This window comes from Sodalis sp. C49, assembly GCF_046352915.1.
Lineage (GTDB): Bacteria > Pseudomonadota > Gammaproteobacteria > Enterobacterales > Enterobacteriaceae > Acerihabitans.
The window spans coordinates 4,591,330-4,612,124 of sequence record NZ_CP163303.1 but is presented as its reverse complement, the minus strand read 5'-3'; the positions used below and the strand labels follow the sequence as shown (position 1 = coordinate 4,612,124).

The 20,795-nt window shown below is 60.5% G+C and carries 18 protein-coding genes and 1 other RNA gene; 6 read left to right on the top strand and 13 right to left on the bottom strand.

Translation table 11 applies throughout. From position 1 onward, the window contains the following. Positions 1-149 precede the first annotated feature (149 nt). The 4 genes from ubiI to ABUK12_RS20800 form a co-directional block, all read right to left on the bottom strand. Positions 150-1,364: an FAD-dependent 2-octaprenylphenol hydroxylase gene (gene ubiI, locus ABUK12_RS20815; protein WP_410013596.1), complete on the bottom strand. Its 1,215-nt coding sequence runs from the start codon at positions 1,362-1,364 to the stop codon at positions 150-152. Positions 1,365-1,407: 43 nt separating this feature from the next. Next, on the bottom strand, positions 1,408-2,586 hold the full coding sequence (ubiH, locus tag ABUK12_RS20810) for a 2-octaprenyl-6-methoxyphenyl hydroxylase (protein WP_410013595.1): 1,179 nt from the start codon (positions 2,584-2,586) through the stop codon (positions 1,408-1,410). A 3-nt stretch (positions 2,587-2,589) separates the two neighbouring features. After that, positions 2,590-3,903 (bottom strand): Xaa-Pro aminopeptidase, encoded by a 1,314-nt coding sequence (pepP, locus tag ABUK12_RS20805; RefSeq protein ID WP_410013594.1) that lies wholly within the window; start codon positions 3,901-3,903, stop codon positions 2,590-2,592. Positions 3,904-3,965: 62 nt separating this feature from the next. Continuing rightward, positions 3,966-4,547 (bottom strand): YecA family protein, encoded by a 582-nt coding sequence (locus tag ABUK12_RS20800; protein ID WP_410013593.1) that lies wholly within the window; start codon positions 4,545-4,547, stop codon positions 3,966-3,968. A gap of 213 nt (positions 4,548-4,760) precedes the next feature. Between ABUK12_RS20800 and zapA the strand changes: the two genes are divergently transcribed. From zapA to ABUK12_RS20785, 3 genes are all read left to right on the top strand, one after another. After that, entirely contained in the window at positions 4,761-5,090 is a 330-nt protein-coding gene (zapA, locus tag ABUK12_RS20795; RefSeq protein WP_410013592.1) for a cell division protein ZapA, read from the top strand. 40 nt (positions 5,091-5,130) lie between these two features. Further along, positions 5,131-5,314, top strand: a non-coding RNA gene (ssrS, locus tag ABUK12_RS20790) — 6S RNA. A gap of 226 nt (positions 5,315-5,540) precedes the next feature. Beyond that, on the top strand, positions 5,541-6,140 hold the full coding sequence (locus ABUK12_RS20785) for a 5-formyltetrahydrofolate cyclo-ligase (protein ID WP_410013591.1): 600 nt from the start codon (positions 5,541-5,543) through the stop codon (positions 6,138-6,140). Between the two features lie 130 nt (positions 6,141-6,270). Here the strand turns inward: ABUK12_RS20785 and serA are convergent, their stop codons facing one another. Together serA and rpiA are read right to left on the bottom strand one after the other, a co-directional pair. Next, a complete protein-coding gene (serA, locus tag ABUK12_RS20780; RefSeq protein WP_410013590.1) occupies positions 6,271-7,503 on the bottom strand; it encodes a phosphoglycerate dehydrogenase in 1,233 nt (410 codons plus the stop codon). A 315-nt stretch (positions 7,504-7,818) separates the two neighbouring features. Next, positions 7,819-8,475, bottom strand: a complete 657-nt coding sequence (gene rpiA / locus ABUK12_RS20775; RefSeq protein ID WP_410013589.1) for a ribose-5-phosphate isomerase RpiA — start codon at positions 8,473-8,475, stop codon at positions 7,819-7,821. Between the two features lie 216 nt (positions 8,476-8,691). On the opposite strand from rpiA, the gene ABUK12_RS20770 reads away from it, so the two are divergent. Next, the gene (locus tag ABUK12_RS20770) at positions 8,692-9,585 is read left to right on the top strand and encodes a LysR family transcriptional regulator ArgP (protein WP_410013588.1); all 894 of its coding nucleotides are present in this window, start codon (positions 8,692-8,694) and stop codon (positions 9,583-9,585) included. A gap of 55 nt (positions 9,586-9,640) precedes the next feature. Here ABUK12_RS20770 and ABUK12_RS20765 read toward each other — a convergent pair whose 3' ends face one another. The 5 genes from ABUK12_RS20765 to pgk all read right to left on the bottom strand — a co-directional run bounded on the left by ABUK12_RS20765 (position 9,641) and on the right by pgk (position 14,869). Further along, positions 9,641-10,366, bottom strand: coding sequence for an oxidative stress defense protein (locus tag ABUK12_RS20765; protein ID WP_410013587.1), 726 nt, complete (start codon positions 10,364-10,366; stop codon positions 9,641-9,643). A 191-nt stretch (positions 10,367-10,557) separates the two neighbouring features. Next, positions 10,558-11,187, bottom strand: a complete 630-nt coding sequence (locus ABUK12_RS20760; protein ID WP_410016733.1) for a LysE family transporter — start codon at positions 11,185-11,187, stop codon at positions 10,558-10,560. Positions 11,188-11,391: 204 nt separating this feature from the next. Further along, positions 11,392-12,309: a small-conductance mechanosensitive channel MscS gene (gene mscS / locus ABUK12_RS20755; RefSeq protein ID WP_410013586.1), complete on the bottom strand. Its 918-nt coding sequence runs from the start codon at positions 12,307-12,309 to the stop codon at positions 11,392-11,394. A 203-nt stretch (positions 12,310-12,512) separates the two neighbouring features. Further along, positions 12,513-13,589: a class II fructose-bisphosphate aldolase gene (gene fbaA / locus ABUK12_RS20750; protein ID WP_410013585.1), complete on the bottom strand. Its 1,077-nt coding sequence runs from the start codon at positions 13,587-13,589 to the stop codon at positions 12,513-12,515. Positions 13,590-13,705: 116 nt separating this feature from the next. Beyond that, positions 13,706-14,869 carry a phosphoglycerate kinase gene (pgk, locus tag ABUK12_RS20745; protein ID WP_410013584.1) on the bottom strand — a complete coding sequence of 388 codons (1,164 nt, stop codon included), beginning with the start codon at positions 14,867-14,869 and terminating at the stop codon, positions 13,706-13,708. A 1,056-nt stretch (positions 14,870-15,925) separates the two neighbouring features. Here pgk and ABUK12_RS20740 point away from each other — a divergent pair. Beyond that, positions 15,926-16,684 (top strand): SDR family oxidoreductase, encoded by a 759-nt coding sequence (locus ABUK12_RS20740; protein WP_410013583.1) that lies wholly within the window; start codon positions 15,926-15,928, stop codon positions 16,682-16,684. 110 nt (positions 16,685-16,794) lie between these two features. On the opposite strand, the gene tkt is transcribed toward ABUK12_RS20740, so the two are convergent. Further along, positions 16,795-18,789, bottom strand: a complete 1,995-nt coding sequence (gene tkt, locus ABUK12_RS20735; RefSeq protein WP_410013582.1) for a transketolase — start codon at positions 18,787-18,789, stop codon at positions 16,795-16,797. Positions 18,790-19,050: 261 nt separating this feature from the next. On the opposite strand from tkt, the gene ABUK12_RS20730 reads away from it, so the two are divergent. Continuing rightward, on the top strand, positions 19,051-19,812 hold the full coding sequence (locus ABUK12_RS20730) for a M48 family metallopeptidase (protein ID WP_410013581.1): 762 nt from the start codon (positions 19,051-19,053) through the stop codon (positions 19,810-19,812). 60 nt (positions 19,813-19,872) lie between these two features. On the opposite strand, the gene speB is transcribed toward ABUK12_RS20730, so the two are convergent. Further along, positions 19,873-20,793, bottom strand: coding sequence for an agmatinase (gene speB, locus ABUK12_RS20725; protein WP_410013580.1), 921 nt, complete (start codon positions 20,791-20,793; stop codon positions 19,873-19,875). Positions 20,794-20,795 lie beyond the last annotated feature (2 nt).

Below are 20,795 nucleotides of genomic sequence, written 5' to 3'. Positions count from 1 at the left end.
GAATACGGCGCACAAACAATAAATGCCGGCCGTCAAAAGCAAAATATGATAACAAAAAACCCTGACTTTGGTCAGGGGCAAAGACTTTATTCCCGATATCGGATTAGAAAATATAATGCAAAATAGCGGGTTAAATTAGTTTATTTCAGTCAAACCGCGCCCGGTTCCAGCCATGCAGGCAGATCGTTTAACCCCATGGCCTGGCGGATGAGCCGGGGTTTGACCCCGGGTACCGTATCGGCCAGGCGCAGTCCCGCGTCGCGCACCCATTTTTTCAGCGGGTTATTGCCGTCGAACAACTGGCGGAACCCCTGCATGCCGGCCAGCATCACGGCGGCGCTATGCTTGCGGCGGCGCTCATAGCGCCGCAGGTAGGGATGATGGCCGATATCCTTGCCGGCCTGCTGCAGCCGGCGCAGCTCCGACAGCAGTTCCGCCACGTCCATAAAACCGAGATTTACCCCCTGCCCGGCCAGCGGATGGACCGTATGCGCCGCGTCGCCCACCAGCACCAGGCGGTGGGCGGCGAAATCCCGCGCATAGCGGGCGGTCAGGGGAAAGGTTAACCGTTCGCTTTGCAATTCGCATAACCCCAGCGCCAGGTTGAAGTGCGCAGCCAGCTGCGCGTTAAATCCGGCCGGCGCCTGTTCTTGGAGCGACTGCGCCATCTCGGGCGGCAGGGACCAGACGATGGAGCAAAGATGCGGATCGCTCAGCGGCAGGAACGCCAGGATGCCGTCGCCGTGAAAGGCCTGGCGCGCAATGCCGCCGTGCGGATGTTCGGTACGCACGGTGGCCACTAGTGCGTGATGCTGGTAATCCCAGAAAGTCAGCGGAATATCGGCGTAGCGGCGCAGCCAGGAGTTGGCGCCGTCCGCGCCCACCACCAGCCGGGCGGTCAGCATGCCGCCGTCGTCGAGGGTGATAAACGCTTCGTTCTCGCCCCAGGCAATCTGGCGCGGCGCGCGCGGGCACAGCAGCGTCACGTCGGACAGCTGCCCGGCCCGGCGCCACAGCGCCTGGTGGATAACCGGGTTCTCGACGATATGGCCCAGATGGGCGTAGCCCAGCTGTTTACCGTCAAAGGCGATATTGCCGAAGCCGTCGTTGTCCCAGACCTGCATGCCCTGGTAGGGATTGGCGCGCAGCGCGACGATATCGTCCCAGACCTGCAGGTGTTCCAGCAGGCGCTGGCTGGCGGCGTTGATGGCCGATACCCGCAGCGCGGGGTTATCGGCCGGCGGCACCGGCTCCGGCGCCTGTTGTTCCAGCACGGCCACGCGCATGCCGCTGCCCTGGAGTCCGCAGGCCAGCGCCAGGCCGACCATGCCGCCGCCGTTGATGACCACGTCAAATGCTTGCATAACTGTAATATCCTTTTAAAGACCGGGAACCAGCGTAAGGGTGCTAACGCGCCACCCAGCCCAGGGTTTGCCGCGCCAGCGCGGCGCGCAGCCCCGGCGAAGCGGCCATGGCGGCAAGACCCAGGTTACGCGCCACCACCAGCGGCGGATGCCGGTTGGCAAACAAATGTATCAGGCCGTCGGTAATGCCGACCGTGCGGTCCTTATCGGGCAGGCGGCGCTGCTGATAGCGCTGCAGGGTGGCGTAGGCGCCAGGGTCCTCGCCCCGCGCCAGGGCCTCGGCCAGGGTTTCCGCCAGGGTCATCACGTCACGCAAGCCCAGGTTGAACCCCTGGCCGGCAATAGGATGCAGGGTTTGCGCCGCGTTGCCCACCAGCGCCAGCCGATGGCTTACCTGGCGCGTGGCGGTGCGCAGCTGCAGCGGGTAACACTGCCGCTGCCCGCAGGCGGTAATACGCCCGAGCCGCCAGCCGAAGGCGGCTTGCAGCGCGTCGATAAACCGGCTTTCGCTCCAGCCGGTGATTTCCTGGCGCATGGACTGCGGCAGGCACCACACCAGCGCGCTGCGCCCCTGCGACATGGGCAGCATGGCCAGCGGCCCATGTTCGGTAAAACGCTCATAAGCCCGGCCCTGATGCGCCTCAGCGGTGGTGACATTGGCGATAATCGCCAGTTGCCCATAGTCCTCCTGGCGCCACTGCATATGGCAATGGCGCGCCGCCTGCGAGTGCGAACCGTCCGCCGCCACCAGCAGCGAGCCGGTCAGCTCCGTCCCGTTGTCAAGCCGCGCCAGGATATCGTCCTGGCGGCGGGTAATATCCGTAAGCGTCGCGGGGCAGTGCAGCCTTACCCCCGGCGCCTGGCGCAGCAGGGCAAATAAACGCTGCCCGGCGTCGTACAGCTCCACCACATAACCCAGCGCGGGTACGCGGTAATCGCGCGCGGACAGCGAGACTTTACCCGGATAGCCGCTATCGCTGACCTCGACACGGGTGATGGGCGTGGCGCAGGACATCAGCGAAGGCCAGACACCGATGGCGGTTAATTGCTGGCTGGTGCCCTGGGCCAGGGCGATGGCGCGGGCGTCATAACCGGGATGGCGCCGGCTTTCCGGCGCGGCCGCTTCCACCAAATCGATCTCCAGCCGCCCGCCGGTCAGGCGGGACAAGGCCAGCGCCAGGGTGGCGCCGGCCATGCCGCCGCCGATAATGATCACCGACATAGGCTAGCGCGCCGCCGCCATCAGCGCTTCGATGGCATCCGGGTCCTTGACCACCGATGCGGTGAGGTTGTCGTTGCCCTGTTCGGTGATAACGATATTGTCCTCGATGCGGATGCCGATGCCGCGATATTGCGGCGGCACATCCGCGTCCGCGGCGATATAAATGCCCGGCTCGATGGTCAGCACCATGCCCGGCTCCAGGGTCCTGCCCCGCTCCGGGGTGCCGTAGTCGCCGACGTCGTGCACATCCAGCCCCAGCCAATGGCTTAAGCCGTGCATAAAGAACTGCCGGTGGGCCTGGGCGGCGATAAGCCCGTCCACGTCGCCCTTCATTACGCCCAGCGCCACCAGCCCGGAGACCATAACCCGCACCGCCTGTTCATTGACTTCGCGGATACTGGTGCCCGGCCGGTACAACGCCAGGGATTTCTCCAGCATCGCCAGCACTATGTCGTACACCGCCCGCTGCTCGGGGCTGAACTTGCCGTTCACCGGGAAGGTGCGGGTGATATCGCCGGCATACCCCTGGTATTCACAGCCGGCGTCGATAAGCACCAGATCGCCGTCGCGCATCTGCGCCTCGTTTTCGGTGTAGTGCAGAATACAGCCGTTTTCGCCGCTGCCGACGATGGTATTGTAGGAAGGATAGCGGGCGCCGTGCCGGTTGAATTCATGCAGGATTTCGCCTTCCAGCTGGTATTCATACTGCCCCGGACGACAGGCCCGCATGGCGCGGGTATGCCCGAGCGCGGTGATTTCGCCGGCGCGGCGCATGACCGCCAGCTCCTCCGCCGATTTAACCAGCCTGAAATCGTGCACCCAGGGGCGCCAGTCGGTAAGCGTGGCGGGCGCGCGCAAATGCTGACGGTAGCCGCGGCGCAGGGTATCGAGGGCGTTAAACACCAGGGTATCGGCAAAGGCGTATTGTCCCTGGGCGTGATAGACCACATCCAGTCCGTTCAGCAGCAGGTGCAACTGATGATTGATTTCGTCCCACGGCAAGGCCCGGTCCACGGCAAGTCTGGCCGGGGCGGCCTCCTGGCCCAGGCGGCGGCCGAACCAGGTCTCGGCGCCGGGATCGCGCACCCGGTTGAACAGCACGCTGTGCGAATGGGTCGCGTCGCTTTTGATAAGCACCAGCGCCGCCTCCGGTTCGTTGAACCCGGTGAAATACCAGAAGTCGCTATTCTGGCGATAGGGATATTCACTGTCGGCGCTGCGCGTCGCCTCCGGCGCCGCAAAAATGACGGCGGCGCTGGCCGGAGCCATGTTGGCCAACAATGCCTGCCGGCGGCGTAAAAATTCTTGTGATGTCATCACTCTCTCCTGCCTTGCCATACTCTCAACAATTCAACGGGCGGTGCTGCCGGTTGCGGCGATCAGTGCAGCGTCGGCTTTGGCTTTTCCAGCGGGCCGGCGTGCTCCGAGCGGGTAAATCCATTATGGCAAAGAATGGCGGCCATACGCACGTATTCAACGACTTCCTCCAGCGACTGCGCCAGCTCTTCCTGATCTTCATCTTCGTCATAGCCGAGCTGGCCGATATTGCGCAGATCGTCGATGGCTTCCTTTAGCTCGCCCTTGATTTTATCCAGCTGCGGCTGCATCACGCCCAGCCCCAGCAGGAAATGATTTACCCAGCCGGCCAGCGCGTCCACGCGCTCGAATACCGTGGCGCGGTCGTCGTCGGGCAGCAGCAGCTGAAACATAAACTCCTCGTCGTCCAGGGTTTGCGCGGTGGCTTCGTGCAGCTGGCGCAGCGGGTCGGCCAGGGTCTGGGAAAAGGCCATGCCCTCGTTGGTCAGCTCGTGCACCAGCGTCTGCCAACTGTGATCCTTGTTGCCGCCGCACAGCATGCCGCTTATCAAACCATGCATTTCCGCCGGCGTCAGCGCCACGGCCTGTTGGTTAAGCAGTTGGGTCAGGTTATCGTAGTCGGGAAAGGTATTTTGTATAGACATGCGCTTTCATCGTCGTTGGCAGGATAAGTTCGTGTTATGCTACCACCAAGGTCCGTAGCTATACCAGAAAGGGCGTGTATCTTCTGTTTTATATGGATTCTTCTGTTTGATATAGCGCATGGATATAGAGTATAGTTGCGCCCGCCCTGTGCTCCCGCAATGGTGAAACGGGAGTGGCCTGGCGTCGGCGCGGTAACAAAGCAGGAAGGTGGTATGTCCGCACAACCGGTAGATATTCAAATTTTTGGCCGCACGTTAAGGGTAAATTGCCCGCCGGAACAACAAGAAGCGTTGAACCAGGCGGCGGAAGATCTTAATCAGCGGTTGCAAGATCTCAAAGTTCGCACTAGAGTCACCAATACAGAACAGCTTGTTTTTATCGCGGCACTGAACGTATGCCACGAACTGGCGCAGGAAAGAGTTAAAACCCGTGATTACGCCGCCAACATGGAACAGCGGATCCGGTTACTGCAGCAGACGATTGAGCAGGCACTGGTAGAACAGGGCCGTATCTCCGAGCGACCAGGCACGCAGTTCGAGTAACGATAGCCGCCGGGAAAATCCCGCGGAACAGGAATACAAAATTTCTCTGAGGTGTTCGCCAGCGGGCCCGTCCCCTGAGCCGATAATTTTTACCACAAGAATGTGGCGATCTGTAACTGGTGCGCAAGCTCGGTTCGTCCGAGAAGCCTTAAGGTTATAACGCTGCGTTCACCTTGAACCATGGGTTCAAGGGTTACAGCCTGCGGCGGCATCTCGGAGATCCCTTTATAGCGTAGCGTCGGTTTGCATCAGCAGCGGACGCGCGCGTCAGCGGCGCGGCTTGGTACGGCTCTCGGCACGGCGTATCAGGCTTCCCCCCGCCACACTCTATTCCCCGACAGCGTTTTTTCAGACCCGATTTCTTTATCCGCGTACGTTATGACATCCCCCCGGACCGTCTTTATGACATACTTTATTACCTTCTTTTTCCGGTATAGCGCGTAATCAGCCATGACCCAGTCGCCCGAAACGTCCCTGCAGCGGCAAAGTATCCGCAACCATATCCGCCGGCAACGCCGCCGGCTCACCCCGGGCGAACAGGCCGCTGCGGCCGCGGCGCTGGTCAAAACCCTGCTGGCCGACCCGCGGGTTACCGCGGCCCGCAGCCTGGCGCTGTTTTTATCGTTTGACGGCGAGCTGGATACCCGGCCGCTTATTGAGGCGCTCTGGCAACGCGACCAGCGCGTTTATTTGCCGGTGCTGCACCCTTTCAGCCCGGGCCACCTGTTGTTCCTGCGCTACAGGCCCGATACGCCGCTGGTGCTGAACCGCCTGCATATCAGCGAGCCGCGGCTGGACGTGACCCAACTCTTGCCGGCGCGGCATCTCGATATCCTGTTTACCCCGCTGGTGGCCTTTGATGCCCGGGGCCAGCGCCTGGGCATGGGCGGCGGCTTTTACGATCGCACCCTGCGGCACTGGCGGCGCGGCGCCGGCTTCTACCCCATCGGGCTGGCCCACGATTGCCAGCAGGTGGACGCCATACCGGCGGAGCCCTGGGATATCCCGTTGCCGGAAATTGTTACCCCGTCGCGGCACTGGCGCTGGTAAACCGCCGGGGACGGATGGCAGCCCTTGGCCCGGTGGTGTACCCGGCGTGCGCGGTAAGCTGGCGGTACCCATAAAAAAGCCCCGGCTTGCTAAGCCGGGGCTGGGGTCGACCACGTCAGGCGCGCAGCTATCAGTACAGCAGGCGGGCGCGGATAGTGCCGGGTATCGCCTTCAGCAGCTGTAGGGCGGTATTTTCGGTATCGGTTTCCACATCAATGACCACATAACCGATTTCGGGCGTGGTTTGCAGATACTGGGCGGCGATATTGATGCTTTGCTCGGCAAAAATCTGGTTGATGCGGGTCAGGATCCCGGGACGGTTTTCATGGATATGCAGTAAACGGCTGACGTTATCGCCATGTTCCGGCAGCGAGACTTCCGGGAAATTGACCGCCGACAGGGTCGAGCCGTTATCGGAGTATTTGGCCAGTTTGCCCGCCACCTCCACGCCGATATTTTCCTGCGCTTCCTCGGTGGAGCCGCCGATATGCGGCGTCAAGATCACATTATCGAATTCACACAGCGGCGAGTTGAACGGATCGCTGTTGGTGGCGGGCTCTTCGGGGAACACGTCCACGGCGGCGCCGGCGATATGTTTACTGGCCAGGGCGTCGCACAGGGCCGGGATATCCACCACCGTACCGCGCGAGGCGTTGATAAACAGCGACCCCGGTTTCATATGGCCGAATTCGTCCTTGCCCATCATATTGCGGGTGGACTGGGTATCCGGCACATGCAGGGAGACCACGTCGCACATACCCAGCAGCTCAGGCAGCGAATCCACCTGGCGCGCGTTGCCCAGGGACAGTTTGCTCTCGATATCGTAATAGAACACCTGCATCCCCAGGCCTTCCGCCAGGATACTCAGCTGGGTGCCGATATGGCCGTAACCGATGATACCCAGTTTCTTGCCGCGCGCTTCATAGCTGCCGCTCGCCTGCTTGTTCCACTGGCCGCGGTGCGCCTTGGCGTTGGCCTCCGGGACGCCGCGTATCATCAGCAGCATTTCGCCGAGCACCAATTCCGCCACGGAGCGGGTATTGGAAAAAGGCGCATTGAATACCGGCACGCCTTTTTTCAGCGCGGCTTTCAGATCGACCTGATTGGTGCCGATACAAAAGCAGCCGACGGCAACGAGTTTTTCCGCCGCGGCAAAGATGTCTTCCGTCAGGTGGGTACGGGATCGGATGCCGATAAAGTGCGCGTCGCGCACGGAGGCTTTCAGTGCCGCGGAATCCAGCGCGCCCTTATGGTATTCAATATTGGTATAACCGGCGCGTTTCAGGTTATCCACCGCGCTGGGGTGAACACCTTCGACCAACAGAAACTTAATCTTATCTTTTTCCAGCGATACTTTTGCCATTTCCCGACCCTTTTTGAGACTTCAGATGCGACTGCAACACACAGCACCCGGACAAAATAACAAAAATTACCGTGGCGGCAACAGGGCCGTTTATCCTTAAGACAGCATAAGACGCAGCCATAAGCGATTGCTATGGATAAATCCTCTGGTCTGGTGGAGAAGCGTCATATATATAGCAGGCCGATGGCATAAATGTGACATTTATCACTGAATTTCACCTGCGGCGATAAAAGATGCTATGTAAACAAAATTAACATCCACCGCCGCCGGCGTGGAAAGCCGGCGGCGGCGCCGGGCGGCGGTAAAACCGGCCCGTTACTCGATAACCTGAACGCCCCCGGCGGTGCCGATCAGCGCCACATCCGCGCCGCGCCGGGCAAACAGGCCCACGGTCACCACGCCGGGCAGGCTGTTGATTTTGTCTTCCAGGGCCACCGCGTCCAGGATGCGCAGGTTGCGCACGTCCAGGATAATATTGCCGTTATCGGTTACCACGCCCTGGCGGTACTCCGGCAATCCGCCCAGTTTCACCAGCTCGCGCGCCACATAGGCGCGCGCCATCGGGATCACTTCCACCGGCAGGGGAAAATTGCCCAGGACGTCCACCCGTTTGGATCCATCGACGATACAGATAAATTTACGCGCGACCGCCGCGATGATTTTTTCGCGCGTCAGGGCCGCCCCGCCGCCTTTGATCATCTGCATCTGGCCGTTGATTTCATCGGCGCCGTCGACATAGATGTCCAGCACGTCGACGCTGTTGAGATCCAGCAGCGGGATACCGAGGCTCTTCAGCTTGGCCGAAGAAGCGTCCGAACTGGAGACCGCCCCTTCGATTTGATTCCTGATGCTGCCCAGGGCATCGATAAAATGCGCGGCGGTGGACCCGGTGCCGACGCCGACGATCGTGCCCGGTTTCACATACTTCAATGCCGACCAGCCCACCGCCTTTTTCAGTTCATCCTGCGTCATAAATAATTAAGCCTTGGCTACGGAAAGTGGGCGGTATTATAAAACAATATCATCGCCGATGGCGTGAATTCCGCCACAACCCGCCGCATCCCGGATGCCCGCGCCTGACACGGCTAAAATTTTGCGTCCGCAACCGGGTCAATCTATGGCATAGTGAAAACCGGTGACCAAAAAGTACCTATTGATGCACAGAGATATCGACGCAGGGGATAAAGAATGAAACGCCCGGACTATCGGACGCTGCAGGCGCTTGACGCCGTGATACGGGAACGGGGTTTTGAACGCGCCGCGCAAAAATTATGTATCACCCAATCCGCGGTATCGCAGCGCATAAAACAACTGGAAAACCTGTTCGGCCAGCCGCTGCTGGTGCGTACCATTCCCCCACGGCCCACCGAACAAGGGCAAAAGCTGCTGGCCTTGCTGCATCAGGTGGAATTGCTGGAGGACGAATGGCTGGGCACCGATAACGGCAGCGACACGCCGCTGCTGCTGTCGCTGGCGGTGAATGCCGACAGCCTGGCGACCTGGCTGCTGCCGGCGCTGAAACCGGTGCTGACCGATTCGCCTATCCGCCTTAATTTACAGGTGGAAGATGAAACGCGTACCCAGGAAAGGCTAAGGCGCGGCGAAGTGGTGGGCGCGGTCAGTATCCAGCCCCAGCCGCTGCCGAGCTGCCTGGTGGATCAACTGGGCGCCCTGGATTATCTGTTCGTGGCATCCCAGCCTTTTGCCGATCGTTATTTCCCCCACGGCGTGACGCGCAGCGCGCTGCTGAAAGCGCCGGCGGTGGCGTTTGACCATCTGGACGATATGCACCAGGCGTTTTTGCAGCAGAACTTTGACCTGCCGCCGGGCAGCGTGCCCTGCCATATCGTCAACTCATCGGAAGCCTTCGTGCAGCTGGCGCGCCAGGGCACGACCTGCTGCATGATCCCGCATCTGCAAATCGAACGGGAGCTGGCGACGGGCGAACTGATAGACCTGACGCCGGGCCTGTACCAGCGCCGCATGCTGTTCTGGCATCGGTTTGCGCCGGAAAGCCGCATGATGCGCAAAGTGACCGACGCCCTGCTCTCCCATGGCCGGCAGGTCTTGCGCCAGGCCTGAGGGCCGCACAGCGCCGGCGCGCCCCGCAGTGGGACGCATCGGCCACACCCGCCGCCTAGGGCTGGCGTTGCAGCTCGAACACGACATCCACCTGATCGTCAAAATGGATCGCCTGCTGGACATAGGTCTGGGCCGCATCGGTCTGCGACATGGCCTCGTTGGTCTTAAACATCCGCGCCACCGGCACCGGCTGGTAGTTCGCCACATGGTAACGGATGCTGAAAATCGGCCCCAGGGTAGCTTTAAAGCCTTCCGCCAGCGAACGGGCCTGGGAAGTGGCGTTTTCAATCGCCTTGTTGCGCGCCCGATCGCGGTAGGCGTCCGGATTAGCCACGCCCAGCTCGACGGAGCGGATTTCATTCAGGCCGGATTTCAGCGCGCCGTCCAGCAGTTCATTGAGCTTATCAAGCTGGCGTAGCGTGACCTGCACCTGGCGCACGGCGCGATAGCCTTTCAGCACCGATTCCCCGGTCTTTAAAAAATCATATTCCGGCTGGGTGCGCAGGTTCGCGGCGTCGATATCTTTATTTTCAATGCCATTTTTATTCAGAAAATCAAAATATTGCGCCACGCGCGCGTCCACCTGTTTTTTGGCGTCGGCGGCGTCTTTCGAGGAAATCGACACTTCGATGGTCAGGGTGGCGATATCCGGCGTCGCCTCGACACTTGACGTGCCGGAGGTGATCACATGCGGCCCGGCGGGAAGCTCGGCGGCCAGCGCCTGGGTCGTAAACGATCCTAATCCCAACAGGGTGGTTAACAGCAATGCTTTGACCTTCATGACGTCTCCTGTGCGGCAAAATGCGCTGAATATAAATGAAAATACCGCCTATGATTGCGCATTTTCATCTAAAAACAACGCCCTTTGCGCTTATTTACCGTTATGTGATTATCGGCACCCAGCATAATCGTTGCCGTTGCGTTAAAATATAGGATAAGTTCGCAATCTCATGCAGCGCCACGCCCCGGGCACTACACCGGCTGCGCGGTAAACATCTGCCAGGCCTGGCGCGCCAACTGCAGCGCCACCAGCCACATCACCACGCCGACGAATAACTGGATCCCGCGCTGCACCCGGCCGCGGTTAAGCCAGGGGGCCAGACGCGCCGACAGCATGGCCAGGCCGTAGAACCATACCAGGGACGCGCCGATGGTGCCGCCGGCGAACCAGCGCCGCGCCGCCGGCTCCAGTTGCCCGCCGATACTGCCCAGCACCACCAGCGTATCCAGGTAAACGTGGGGATTGAGCCAGGTCACCGCCAGCATGGTAAGGATAATGCGCCGCCGCGACGGGCGGAAGACCTCGCCCGGGACACCGGCGCGGTCATCCCCTTCCCCGCGCCAGGCGTTTTTCAGCGCGCAAAAGCCATACACCGCCAAAAACGCCACCCCCGCCAGGGTCACGCCCCGCAACAATATGGGCGACTGCGACAGCAGCGCGCTGCTGCCAAAAACGCCGGCGATAATCAGCGCCATATCGCTTAACAGGCACAAAGTGGCGATCAGCAAATGATATTGCCGCCGTATGCCCTGGTTCATCACCAGGATATTCTGCGGCCCAAGGGGCACAATGGTCGCCATGCCCAACGCAAAACCCTGCATAAAAATAACCCACACGTCGCTCACCGCCTGCTGCCAATAAAAAGTAGCGCTAGTGTAATCAGAAGCGGATATCAGTTGAAATGGAATAAATTAATCTTGCATTAGCATTGCTTATAATCTGATCACCTGTGCGTCAGCGTGCAAGGCTGACCGCCGGCATGGCGTGACAACCCGCCGCGCCGGCGGGTTTAGCGGCAAGGCCTCTCAGGAGGGTTGCCGCGGCGCAGCCGGGGCCGCGGGCGAATGGCCGCCCTCGGCCGCCGCCTCGGATTTGGGCTTGGGCGCGCGATACATATGCACATCCATTTGCGGATAGGGAATGCCGATCTGGTGCTCGTCAAGGGCGCGTTTAAAGCTTTCCAGCAGGTCGAAGGTGGCGTTTTGCAGCGCATCCCGCGGTACCCAGGCGCGGACCATAAAATCGAGCGACGAGGCCCCCAGGGCGTTGAGGCGCACGGTAATACCCTTATCTTTCAGCACGCGGCTGTCGGCGGCGATAATATCGGTCAGCAGGCTTTTCACCTGTTCGATATCGGCGTCGTAGCTCACGCTGATAATCAAATCGATCAGCCGGTTGGGTTCCCGCGAGAAGTTGGTGATATTGCCGGACAGGATCTTGCTGTTGGGCACCACGATCATTTTGCCGTCGAAGGTGCGCAGCGTGGTGGAAAAGATCTGCACCACCAGCACGGTGCCGGCGGTGCCGGCGAAATCGACATACTCCCCGGCGCGAAAATGGCGGAAGGTCACCAGCAGCACGCCGGCGGCGAAATTGGACAGCGAGCCTTGCAGCGCCAGGCCTACCGCCAGGCCGGCGGCGCCGATAACCGCAATCACCGACGCGGTCTGCACGCCGATGCGCCCCAGGGCCGCGATAATGGTGAAAATGATGATGCCGTAACGGACAATGGCGGAGAGAAAGTCCGCCACGGTAATATCGATGTGGCGCGTTCTCATCAGTTTGTTGAGGGTGCGCGAAATGACGCCCGCAACCAGCATCCCGACGATCAGAATGATAATGGCGGCGACGATGTTCACCGCGTAATGGATTAATAATTGCTGGTTATTGACCAGCCAGCTGCCGGCGTCATTGATTTTATCGACTACGTTTAGATCTTCCATTTAGGTCATCCCACTCTGGTGTATTGCAAAAAAAAACCTGCCGGCGCTGACGTGCCGGCAACAACGGAGCCTTTTAAGCGTAACCAATAATCGGATGACTGCCAACGTCAGGTGGAAAAACGGCCGAAAATAATGCGCCTTATCATAACGTTAAAGGCCTCCACGCGGGAGGCCTTTAGAGAAGGGCAATGACGGCGGAAAAATTACAGCACGTCTATCGCATTCAATTCCTGAAACGCCAGTTCCAGGCGGGTAGCCATGGAGACCTGTCCGGCACGCAGCCAGGCACGCGGATCGTAGAATTTCTTGTTCGGTTTGTCGTCGCCTTCCGGGTTGCCCAGCTGGGTTTCCAGGTAGCCGGCATTCTTGTGGTAATACTTCAGGATACCTTCCCAGGTTGCCCATTGGGTATCGGTATCGATGTTCATTTTCACGACGCCGTAGCTCACCGCTTCTTTAATTTCTTCCGGAGTCGAGCCCGAGCCGCCGTGGAACACCAGGTTCAGGGAGTTAGCCGGCAGGCCGAATTTTTCCGAAACGAATTTCTGCGAGTTATCCAGAATTTTCGGGGTCAGCTTAACGTTGCCCGGTTTGTAAACACCATGCACATTGCCGAAGGCGGCGGCGATGGTGAAACGCGGGCTGATGGCGTTGAGCTTTTCATACGCGTAGGCCACGTCTTCCGGCTGGGTATACAGCGCGGAGTTATCCAGATGGCTGTTGTCCACGCCGTCTTCTTCACCACCGGTGCAGCCCAGTTCGATTTCCAGCGTCATGTCCAGCTTGGCCATGCGGGCCAGGTACTTGCCGCTGATTTCAATGTTTTCTTCCAGCGGCTCTTCGGACAGATCGATCATATGCGAGGAGAACAGCGGTTTGCCGGTGGCGGCGTAATGTTTTTCACCCGCGTCCAACAGGCCGTCAAGCCAGGGCAGCAGTTTTTTGGCGCAATGGTCGGTATGCAGGATAACCGGCACGCCGTAATGCTCCGCCATATGATGGACATGCAGCGCGCCGGCGATAGCGCCGAGAACCGCGGCAGTCTGGCCTTCGACCTTCAGGCCTTTACCGGCGATAAAAGCCGCGCCGCCGTTGGAGAACTGAACGATAATCGGCGCGCGTACCTTCGCGGCGGCTTCCAGCGCGGCGTTAATGGAATCCGTGCCTACGCAGTTAACGGCGGGCAGGGCAAAGTGGTTTTCCTTCGCCACGGCAAATACTTTTTGTACGTCGTCACCGGTGATGACGCCTGGTTTTACAAAATCAAAAATCTTAGACATATTGCTTTGTCCTGTTCTGTAGGCCATTGATGGAGGGAATCAAATACCGTTGCCCTAGCCTGCATTCGCAACGATGTTTGCGGGCGCCGTGATGCCGCGCCCGGCTCGCTAATGCGTTATTGTTTTGCGCGCTCTTCAAGCATAACCACGGCCGGCAGTTTTTTGCCTTCCACGAACTCAAGGAACGCGCCGCCGCCGGTGGAAATATAAGAAATTTTGTCCGCGATGCCAAACAGGTCGATGGCGGCCAGGGTGTCGCCGCCGCCGGCGATGGAAAACGCGTCGCTGTCGGCAATGGCGTTGGCCACGATTTCGGTGCCTTTGCGGAAGTTAGGGAACTCGAACACGCCCACCGGGCCGTTCCACAAAATGGTCTTGGCTTTTTTCAGGATATCGGCCAGCTGCTGCGCGGACACATCGCCCAAATCCAGCACCTGCTCGTTGTCTTTGATCTCGCTGGCGGATTTCAGGGTGGCCGGCGCGGTTTCCGAGAATTCGGTGGCGACGCGGACATCGGTCGGAACCGGGATCTGGCAGGTCTGCAGCAGGCGCTTCGCTTCAGGAATCAAATCGGCTTCGTACAGGGATTTGCCCACGTTGTGGCCCTGGGCGGCGATAAAGGTATTGGCGATGCCGCCGCCGACAATCAGCTGATCGGCAATTTTGGACAGGGAGTCCAGCACGGTCAGTTTCGTCGACACCTTGGATCCGCCGACAATGGCCACCATCGGGCGCGCCGGGTTGCCAAGAGCCTTGCCCAGCGCTTCAAGTTCATTGGACAGCAGCGGGCCGGCGCAGGCGATAGGCGCGAATTTTCCCACGCCATGGGTAGAGGCCTGGGCGCGGTGCGCGGTGCCGAAGGCGTCCATGACATAGATATCGCACAGTGCGGCGTATTTTTTCGCCAGGGTTTCGTCGTCTTTCTTTTCGCCTTTGTTAAAGCGGACGTTTTCCAGCACCACCAGCTCGCCCGGCTTGATTTCCAGGCCGTCCAGATAATCCTTGGCCAGACGTACCGGCGCGGACATATGTTCCTTCAGGTAATTCACTACCGGCAGCAAAGAAAACTCTTCGTTGTATTCGCCTTCGGTCGGACGACCAAGATGGGACGTCACCATGACGCTCGCGCCTTGTTTCAGGGCGGCTTCAATGGTGGGCAGGGACGCGCGGATGCGCGCGTCGGACGTGACTTTCCCGTCTTTAACCGGAACGTTCAGATCAGAACGGATAAGCACGCGTTTACCAGCCAGATCCAGATCGGTCATCTTAATTACAGCCATGGTGAACCCTCTTGTTGATTCTTGGAAAATTGCCTGAACGGCGGGAGGCGCATCGTCGCCCGCCGGCCGAGAAGCCGCTTACGGTCTGCGCCTGGCGGGAGAACCTCTCCATTGGCGCAGCCGTGTGTCTGTTTATTGTCTGCCCTTGTTTCATCACCGTTATTTTTTAACATACCGGCCTGGGGGAAACGTTGCGTCTCGTGCTCACGCGCCCCGTGGCAGGCCGCCGTCCGTCAGGACGGCCGAGGATAACGTTGAAAAGCGGTCATGATTGTAGAGCATGTTATACAGTCAACTATACCACGAAATGCGTCCCATGCCGCTTTTTGCGATAATTCCGCGCCGGCCGGCGGCGGTCAAAATGAGCGCGCGGCCAGGAGCCACGCGGGTGATCACTGCCTGGGGCCCCGTGGTTGGCGGAGGCGGCGCTGATGAATAAAACCGCCGGCGCCACCGTCAACTGAAACGCTTCAGCTAGAATAATCAAAATTAGATAGCAGCGGAATAATTTTGCCAAATATGTGACGCAGATCCGTTTCCGCCGGTTAAAACGGTGTTTTTTTTGTGCATTTGTCGGGGAAAAATTCAGATATTGACGATAAGGCACATACACGTAATAATCGTTCGCACAGTTGCCCGCACGGCGCTGTCGTAGGCGTTACCGTCATCCAACGCGTCCTTTGCCGAGAGGATCCCAGCAGGGAGTGTCTCGGGGTCACTAAAGGCGCTTTATCATGACATCATCCCCTTTTTTCGCATTCGTCCGCCTGTCTCGTACCGCTGTCTTGCCGGGGCATTCCCCCGCGATTACCCTGGCTCTGGCCTTTCCGGCGTTACTTGCCGTCACCGCCCCTTATTTCGCCCGATCGCCCGCGGTGCGTCATGATTCTATATTTGTTCCGGACAGTCGTGTTCAGTCCCTGGCCGCGCGGGCAACCCGCCATCACGCGGGGACGCGTTTGCGCCCCGGCCGTTCTCCGCCTCGCCATTTGCAGGGTGAGTCGGGAGGCGGTCAGACCATAAGCATACGATCACAATACAATACAGGAGCGACGAATGATGAAAATGACCGGCAACACTATCCTTATCACCGGCGGCACCAGCGGCATCGGCCGCGGGCTGGCCGATGCCTTCCACGACCTGGGCAATAAGGTCGTCGTCACGGGGCGCCGGCAGGCCCTGCTTGATGAAATCACGGCGGGCAGGCCCGGCATGGTCGGGATGTCCCTCGATCTTAACGATCCGGCCTCCTTGTCCCGCCTCGCCGGCGACGTGCGCGCGCGCTTTCCTGAGCTCAACGTGCTTATCGCCAACGCCGGTATCTCGCGGGCGGAGGACATGACCGCGGCCGGCTGGGATGTTTCCGACGCCCGGGACATCGTGGAAACCAATATCATGGGCGTGCTGCGCGTTACCGCCGCGTTTCTGCCGGTGCTGCAAGGGCGGCCGGACGCGGTCATCATGGCCACCAGTTCCAACCTAGCCTTCGTGCCCCGCGCCGATTTCCCGACGTATTGCGCCAGCAAGGCCTTCCTGCACTCCTGGTTACAATCGCTGCGCCATCAGTTGCGCCATATTCCCATCGATGTGCTGGAACTGGCGCCGCCCTACGTACAGACCGGGCTCACGGGCGATCGGCAGGCTCGCGACCCGCGCGCGGTTCCGCTCGCGGCTTATGTAGCGGAGGTCATGCAATTGCTGGCCTCGGGAGATCACCCCCGGGGCGAAGTGCTGGTCGAGCGCGACAGGGCCCGGCGCTGGGCCGAGCGGGAGGGTCGCTACGACGCCACCTTTGCCGCCATGAACCCGGGCTGAGGCCAGCGGGATAGCGGCGTGCCGGCGGGGGCTTAGCGCGCCCGCCGGCGCGCCAATAAAAAAAGGCACCCGCAGGTGCCTTTAAGCGTCGTGACGAGGAGGCCAGCAGGCTACGCCAGCAGCGTGCGCGCCTTGTCCAGCACGTTTTCGGCGGTGAAGCCGAACAGGGTAAACAGCTCCTCCGCCGGCGCGGATTCGCCAAAGCTGGTCATGCCGACGACGGCGCCGTTCAGGCCCACATACTTGTACCAGTAATCGGCAATGCCGGCCTCGATGGCCAGCCGCGCGCTCACCGCCTTCGGCAGCACCGCTTCGCGGTATGCCGCGTCCTGCAGATCGAATACCTCCGGCGACGGCAGCGACACCACCCGCACCCGGCGGCCTTCGGCGCTTAGCGTTTCCCACGCCGACACGGCCAGCGACACTTCCGAACCGGTGGCGATAATCAGCAGCTCAGGCGTGCCGTCGCAGTGTTTCAGCACATAACCGCCGCGGGCGATATCGGCCAGCTGCTGCGCGCTGCGCGGCTGCTGCGTCAGGTTCTGGCGTGAGAACACCAGGGTGCTCGGACCGGTGGCATGCTCCACCGCCTGCTGCCAGGCCACGGCGGATTCCACCTGATCGCACGGGCGCCAGGTGCGCATGTTCGGCGTCAGCCGCAGGCTCGCCAACTGCTCCACCGGCTGATGCGTCGGGCCATCTTCGCCCAGCCCGATGGAGTCATGGGTATACACGTAGATGGAGCGGATTTTCATCAGCGCCGCCATGCGCACCGCGTTGCGGGCATACTCCACGAACATCAGGAAGGTGGCGGTGTAGGGCACGAAGCCGCCGTGCACCGCGAGACCGTTGGCGATCGCCGTCATGCCGAACTCGCGTACGCCGTAGTGAATATAATTACCCGCCTTATCGTCGCCCAGGGAGACGGATTTCGCCCAGAGCGTCAGGTTGCTCGGCGCCAGGTCGGCCGAACCGCCCAGCAGTTCCGGCAGATCCGGGCCAAAGGCGTCCAGGGCGTTCTGCGAGGCTTTACGGCTGGCGATATTGGCCGGGTTGGCCTGCAGTTTTTCGATATACGCCCGGCTCTTCGCCTGCCAGTCGGCGGGCAGGCGGCCTTCGGTGCGGCGGATGAATTCCGCCGCCAGCGCCGGGAACGCGCTGCGGTAGGCGGCGAACTTATCGTTCCAGGCGGCTTCTTTGGCCGCGCCGGCTTCTTTGGCATCCCATTGGGCATAGATATCCTGCGGGATCTCGAACGCCGGAGAGTTCCAGCCCAGCTGCACGCGCGTGGCGGCCACTTCCGCCTCGCCCAGCGGCGCGCCGTGCGCTTCATGGGAGCCGGCCTTGTTCGGCGAGCCAAAACCAATCACCGTCTTGCACATCAGCAGCGACGGCCGGTCGGTTACCGCGCGCGCCTCATCAATCGCCGCTTTCAACGCCGCGCTGTCGTGGCCGTCGACGCCGCGCACCACATGCCAGCCATAGGCTTCGAAACGCGAGGCGGTGTCGTCGCTGAACCAGCCTTCCACATGCCCGTCGATGGATATGCCGTTATCGTCGTAGAACGCCGTCAGCTTGCCGAGCTTCATGGTGCCGGCCAGCGAGCAGACCTCGTGGGAGATGCCTTCCATCATGCAGCCGTCGCCCATAAACACATAGGTATGGTGGTCGACGATGTCATGGCCCGGACGGTTAAACTGCGCCGCCAGGGTGCGCTCGGCTATCGCCATGCCCACCGCGTTGGCGATGCCTTGTCCCAGCGGCCCGGTGGTGGTCTCCACGCCGGCGGTATAACCGTATTCCGGGTGGCCCGGGGTCTTGGAATGCAGCTGGCGGAAGTTCTTCAGCTCCTCGATGGGCAGGTTATAGCCGGTCAAGTGCAGCAGGCTGTAAAGCAGCATGGAGCCGTGACCGTTGGAGAGGATAAAGCGGTCGCGGTCGGCCCATTTGGGATTGGTGGGATTATGGTTGAGGTAGTCGCGCCACAGCACTTCGGCGATATCCGCCATGCCCATCGGGGCGCCGGGGTGGCCGGATTTGGCTTTTTGCACCGCGTCCATGCTTAACGCGCGGATGGCGTTAGCCAGCTCTTTTCGGGATGTCATGAATTACTCCGTTTCGGATTGAATAGTGTCTCGTTGCCCAAGCCATCATAAAATCAATCACTTAACTTCAGAGACTGTGAAAATATCGATAAATGTACCCTAAAAAGGTCATAATTGTATATGCAGGAATGCGCGATAAATAGGGGATAATCCCCTGATCGTACGGCACGACGATGCGATGGAAAAAACACCATCATTCATGCCATAAAATCTGTTAACAGACTCACAATTTTTCTTAATATCTTATGGGAAAACAAAATAATGACCCTATCTGTACTGCCCTGGGCCGGCTTAAGCATTATCGCCATCACGCTGCTGAGCGGTTGTGAAAATCTCGACCAGAACACCCTGATGCAATCGGGCGGCCAGGCGTTTGTGGCGGCCACCCTGAGCGATAGCCAGGTCAAGGCGCTGAGCGCCGAATCCTGCGCGCAAATGGACCAGAAGGCGCAAATCGCCCCCGCCGGCAGCCCCTACGCCCAGCGCCTGGCGACCGTTGCCGCCGCGCTGGGGGATAATATCGCCGGCACCCCGGCCGACTATAAGGTTTACCTGACCAAGGACGTCAACGCCTGGGCCATGGCCAATGGCTGCATCCGCGTCTACAGCGGCCTGATGGATCTGATGACGGATAATGAAGTCGAGGCGGTGGTCGGCCATGAAATGGGCCACGTCGCGCTCGGGCACAGCCGCAAGGCCATGCAGCTGGCCTATGCCACCACCGCGGCGCGCACCGCCGCGGCCTCTGTGGGCGGGGTCACGGCGGCGTTATCGCAATCGCAGCTGGGCGAGCTTGGGCAGGCGTTGATCGGCGCGCAGTTTTCCCAGCGCCAGGAAAGCGAAGCGGACGACTATTCCTTTGATTTGCTGAAAAAACGTCATATCGACCCGCAGGGGCTGGTGACCAGCTTTGAAAAGCTGGCCAGCATGGAAAAGGGGCAAGGCGGCAGTATGTTTGATTCCCATCCGACGTCGCAGGCGCGGGCGCAGCATATCCGCGATCGCATCGCGGCGGACAAATAAAGGGCGGGATGGCCGCCCGGTCCGGCGCACCCCGGGGAGGGCGCGCCCGTCAGCGCGGAGTTACCGCGGTTTTTTGGCCGCCTGGATATAGAGCATTTCCAGCGCCAGCGTGGCCGCCGCCAGGGCGGTGATTTGCGAATGATCGTAGGCCGGCGCCACTTCCACCAGATCCATGCCGACGATATTCAGGGGCTGCAGGCCGCGCAGCAGCTTCAGCGCCCGATCGGTGCTCAGGCCGCCGATCACCGGCGTGCCGGTGCCGGGCGCGAACGCCGGATCCAGGCAGTCGATATCAAAGGTCAGGTAAACCGGCAAATCGCCGACAATCTGTATGACCTGGGCCAGGATATCGTCGACGCTGCGATCGTTGACCTGCCCCGCGTCCAGCACCGTAAAGCCGTTATCGCGATCGTATTCGGTACGGATGCCGATCTGCACCGACCGGGTGGGATCGATCAGGCCTTCGTTGGGCGCATGGTAGAACATGGTGCCGTGATCGAACTTGCTGCCGTTGCTGTAGGTATCGGTATGGGCGTCGAAATGCACCAGCGCCATTTTGCCGAAATGCTTATGATGCGCGCGCAGCAAAGGCAGCGTGACGTAATGATCGCCGCCAAACGAGAGCAGGCGTTTGCCCGCCGCCAGTAAACGCTCCGCGTGCTGCTGGAGCTTATCGCTCAGATCCTGCGCATCGCCGAAATCAAACACCACGTCGCCGCAGTCGACCACCTTTAAACGCTGGCGCACGTCGAAGTCCCACGGCCAGCGGCAGCCTTCCCAGGCCAGGTTGGTGGAAACCTGGCGGATCGCCGCCGGGCCGTGACGGCCGCCGGAGCGGCCCGAGGTGGCCATATCGAAGGGAATGCCGGTAATCACCCAATCGGCATCGGCGTCATAGGGGTTGAATTCCAACGGCAAACGCAAAAAGCCAAAGGCATTGGAAACCAGGGAATTATCGTATTGATGGCCCAGGGTGCTCATAG

Excerpts from the sequence above, each read along its gene's own strand:
- ubiI (WP_410013596.1), bottom strand. The coding sequence starts at position 1,364 with ATGCAAGCATTTGACGTGGTCATCAACGGCGGCGGCATGGTCGGCCTG.
- ubiH (WP_410013595.1), bottom strand. The coding sequence starts at position 2,586 with ATGTCGGTGATCATTATCGGCGGCGGCATGGCCGGCGCCACCCTGGCG.
- pepP (WP_410013594.1), bottom strand. The coding sequence starts at position 3,903 with ATGACATCACAAGAATTTTTACGCCGCCGGCAGGCATTGTTGGCCAAC.
- ABUK12_RS20800 (WP_410013593.1), bottom strand. The coding sequence starts at position 4,547 with ATGTCTATACAAAATACCTTTCCCGACTACGATAACCTGACCCAACTG.
- zapA (WP_410013592.1), top strand. The coding sequence starts at position 4,761 with ATGTCCGCACAACCGGTAGATATTCAAATTTTTGGCCGCACGTTAAGG.
- ABUK12_RS20785 (WP_410013591.1), top strand. The coding sequence starts at position 5,541 with ATGACCCAGTCGCCCGAAACGTCCCTGCAGCGGCAAAGTATCCGCAAC.
- serA (WP_410013590.1), bottom strand. The coding sequence starts at position 7,503 with ATGGCAAAAGTATCGCTGGAAAAAGATAAGATTAAGTTTCTGTTGGTC.
- rpiA (WP_410013589.1), bottom strand. The coding sequence starts at position 8,475 with ATGACGCAGGATGAACTGAAAAAGGCGGTGGGCTGGTCGGCATTGAAG.
- ABUK12_RS20770 (WP_410013588.1), top strand. The coding sequence starts at position 8,692 with ATGAAACGCCCGGACTATCGGACGCTGCAGGCGCTTGACGCCGTGATA.
- ABUK12_RS20765 (WP_410013587.1), bottom strand. The coding sequence starts at position 10,366 with ATGAAGGTCAAAGCATTGCTGTTAACCACCCTGTTGGGATTAGGATCG.
- ABUK12_RS20760 (WP_410016733.1), bottom strand. The coding sequence starts at position 11,187 with ATGCAGGGTTTTGCGTTGGGCATGGCGACCATTGTGCCCCTTGGGCCG.
- mscS (WP_410013586.1), bottom strand. The coding sequence starts at position 12,309 with ATGGAAGATCTAAACGTAGTCGATAAAATCAATGACGCCGGCAGCTGG.
- fbaA (WP_410013585.1), bottom strand. The coding sequence starts at position 13,589 with ATGTCTAAGATTTTTGATTTTGTAAAACCAGGCGTCATCACCGGTGAC.
- pgk (WP_410013584.1), bottom strand. The coding sequence starts at position 14,869 with ATGGCTGTAATTAAGATGACCGATCTGGATCTGGCTGGTAAACGCGTG.
- ABUK12_RS20740 (WP_410013583.1), top strand. The coding sequence starts at position 15,926 with ATGATGAAAATGACCGGCAACACTATCCTTATCACCGGCGGCACCAGC.
- tkt (WP_410013582.1), bottom strand. The coding sequence starts at position 18,789 with ATGACATCCCGAAAAGAGCTGGCTAACGCCATCCGCGCGTTAAGCATG.
- ABUK12_RS20730 (WP_410013581.1), top strand. The coding sequence starts at position 19,051 with ATGACCCTATCTGTACTGCCCTGGGCCGGCTTAAGCATTATCGCCATC.
- speB (WP_410013580.1), bottom strand. The coding sequence starts at position 20,793 with ATGAGCACCCTGGGCCATCAATACGATAATTCCCTGGTTTCCAATGCC.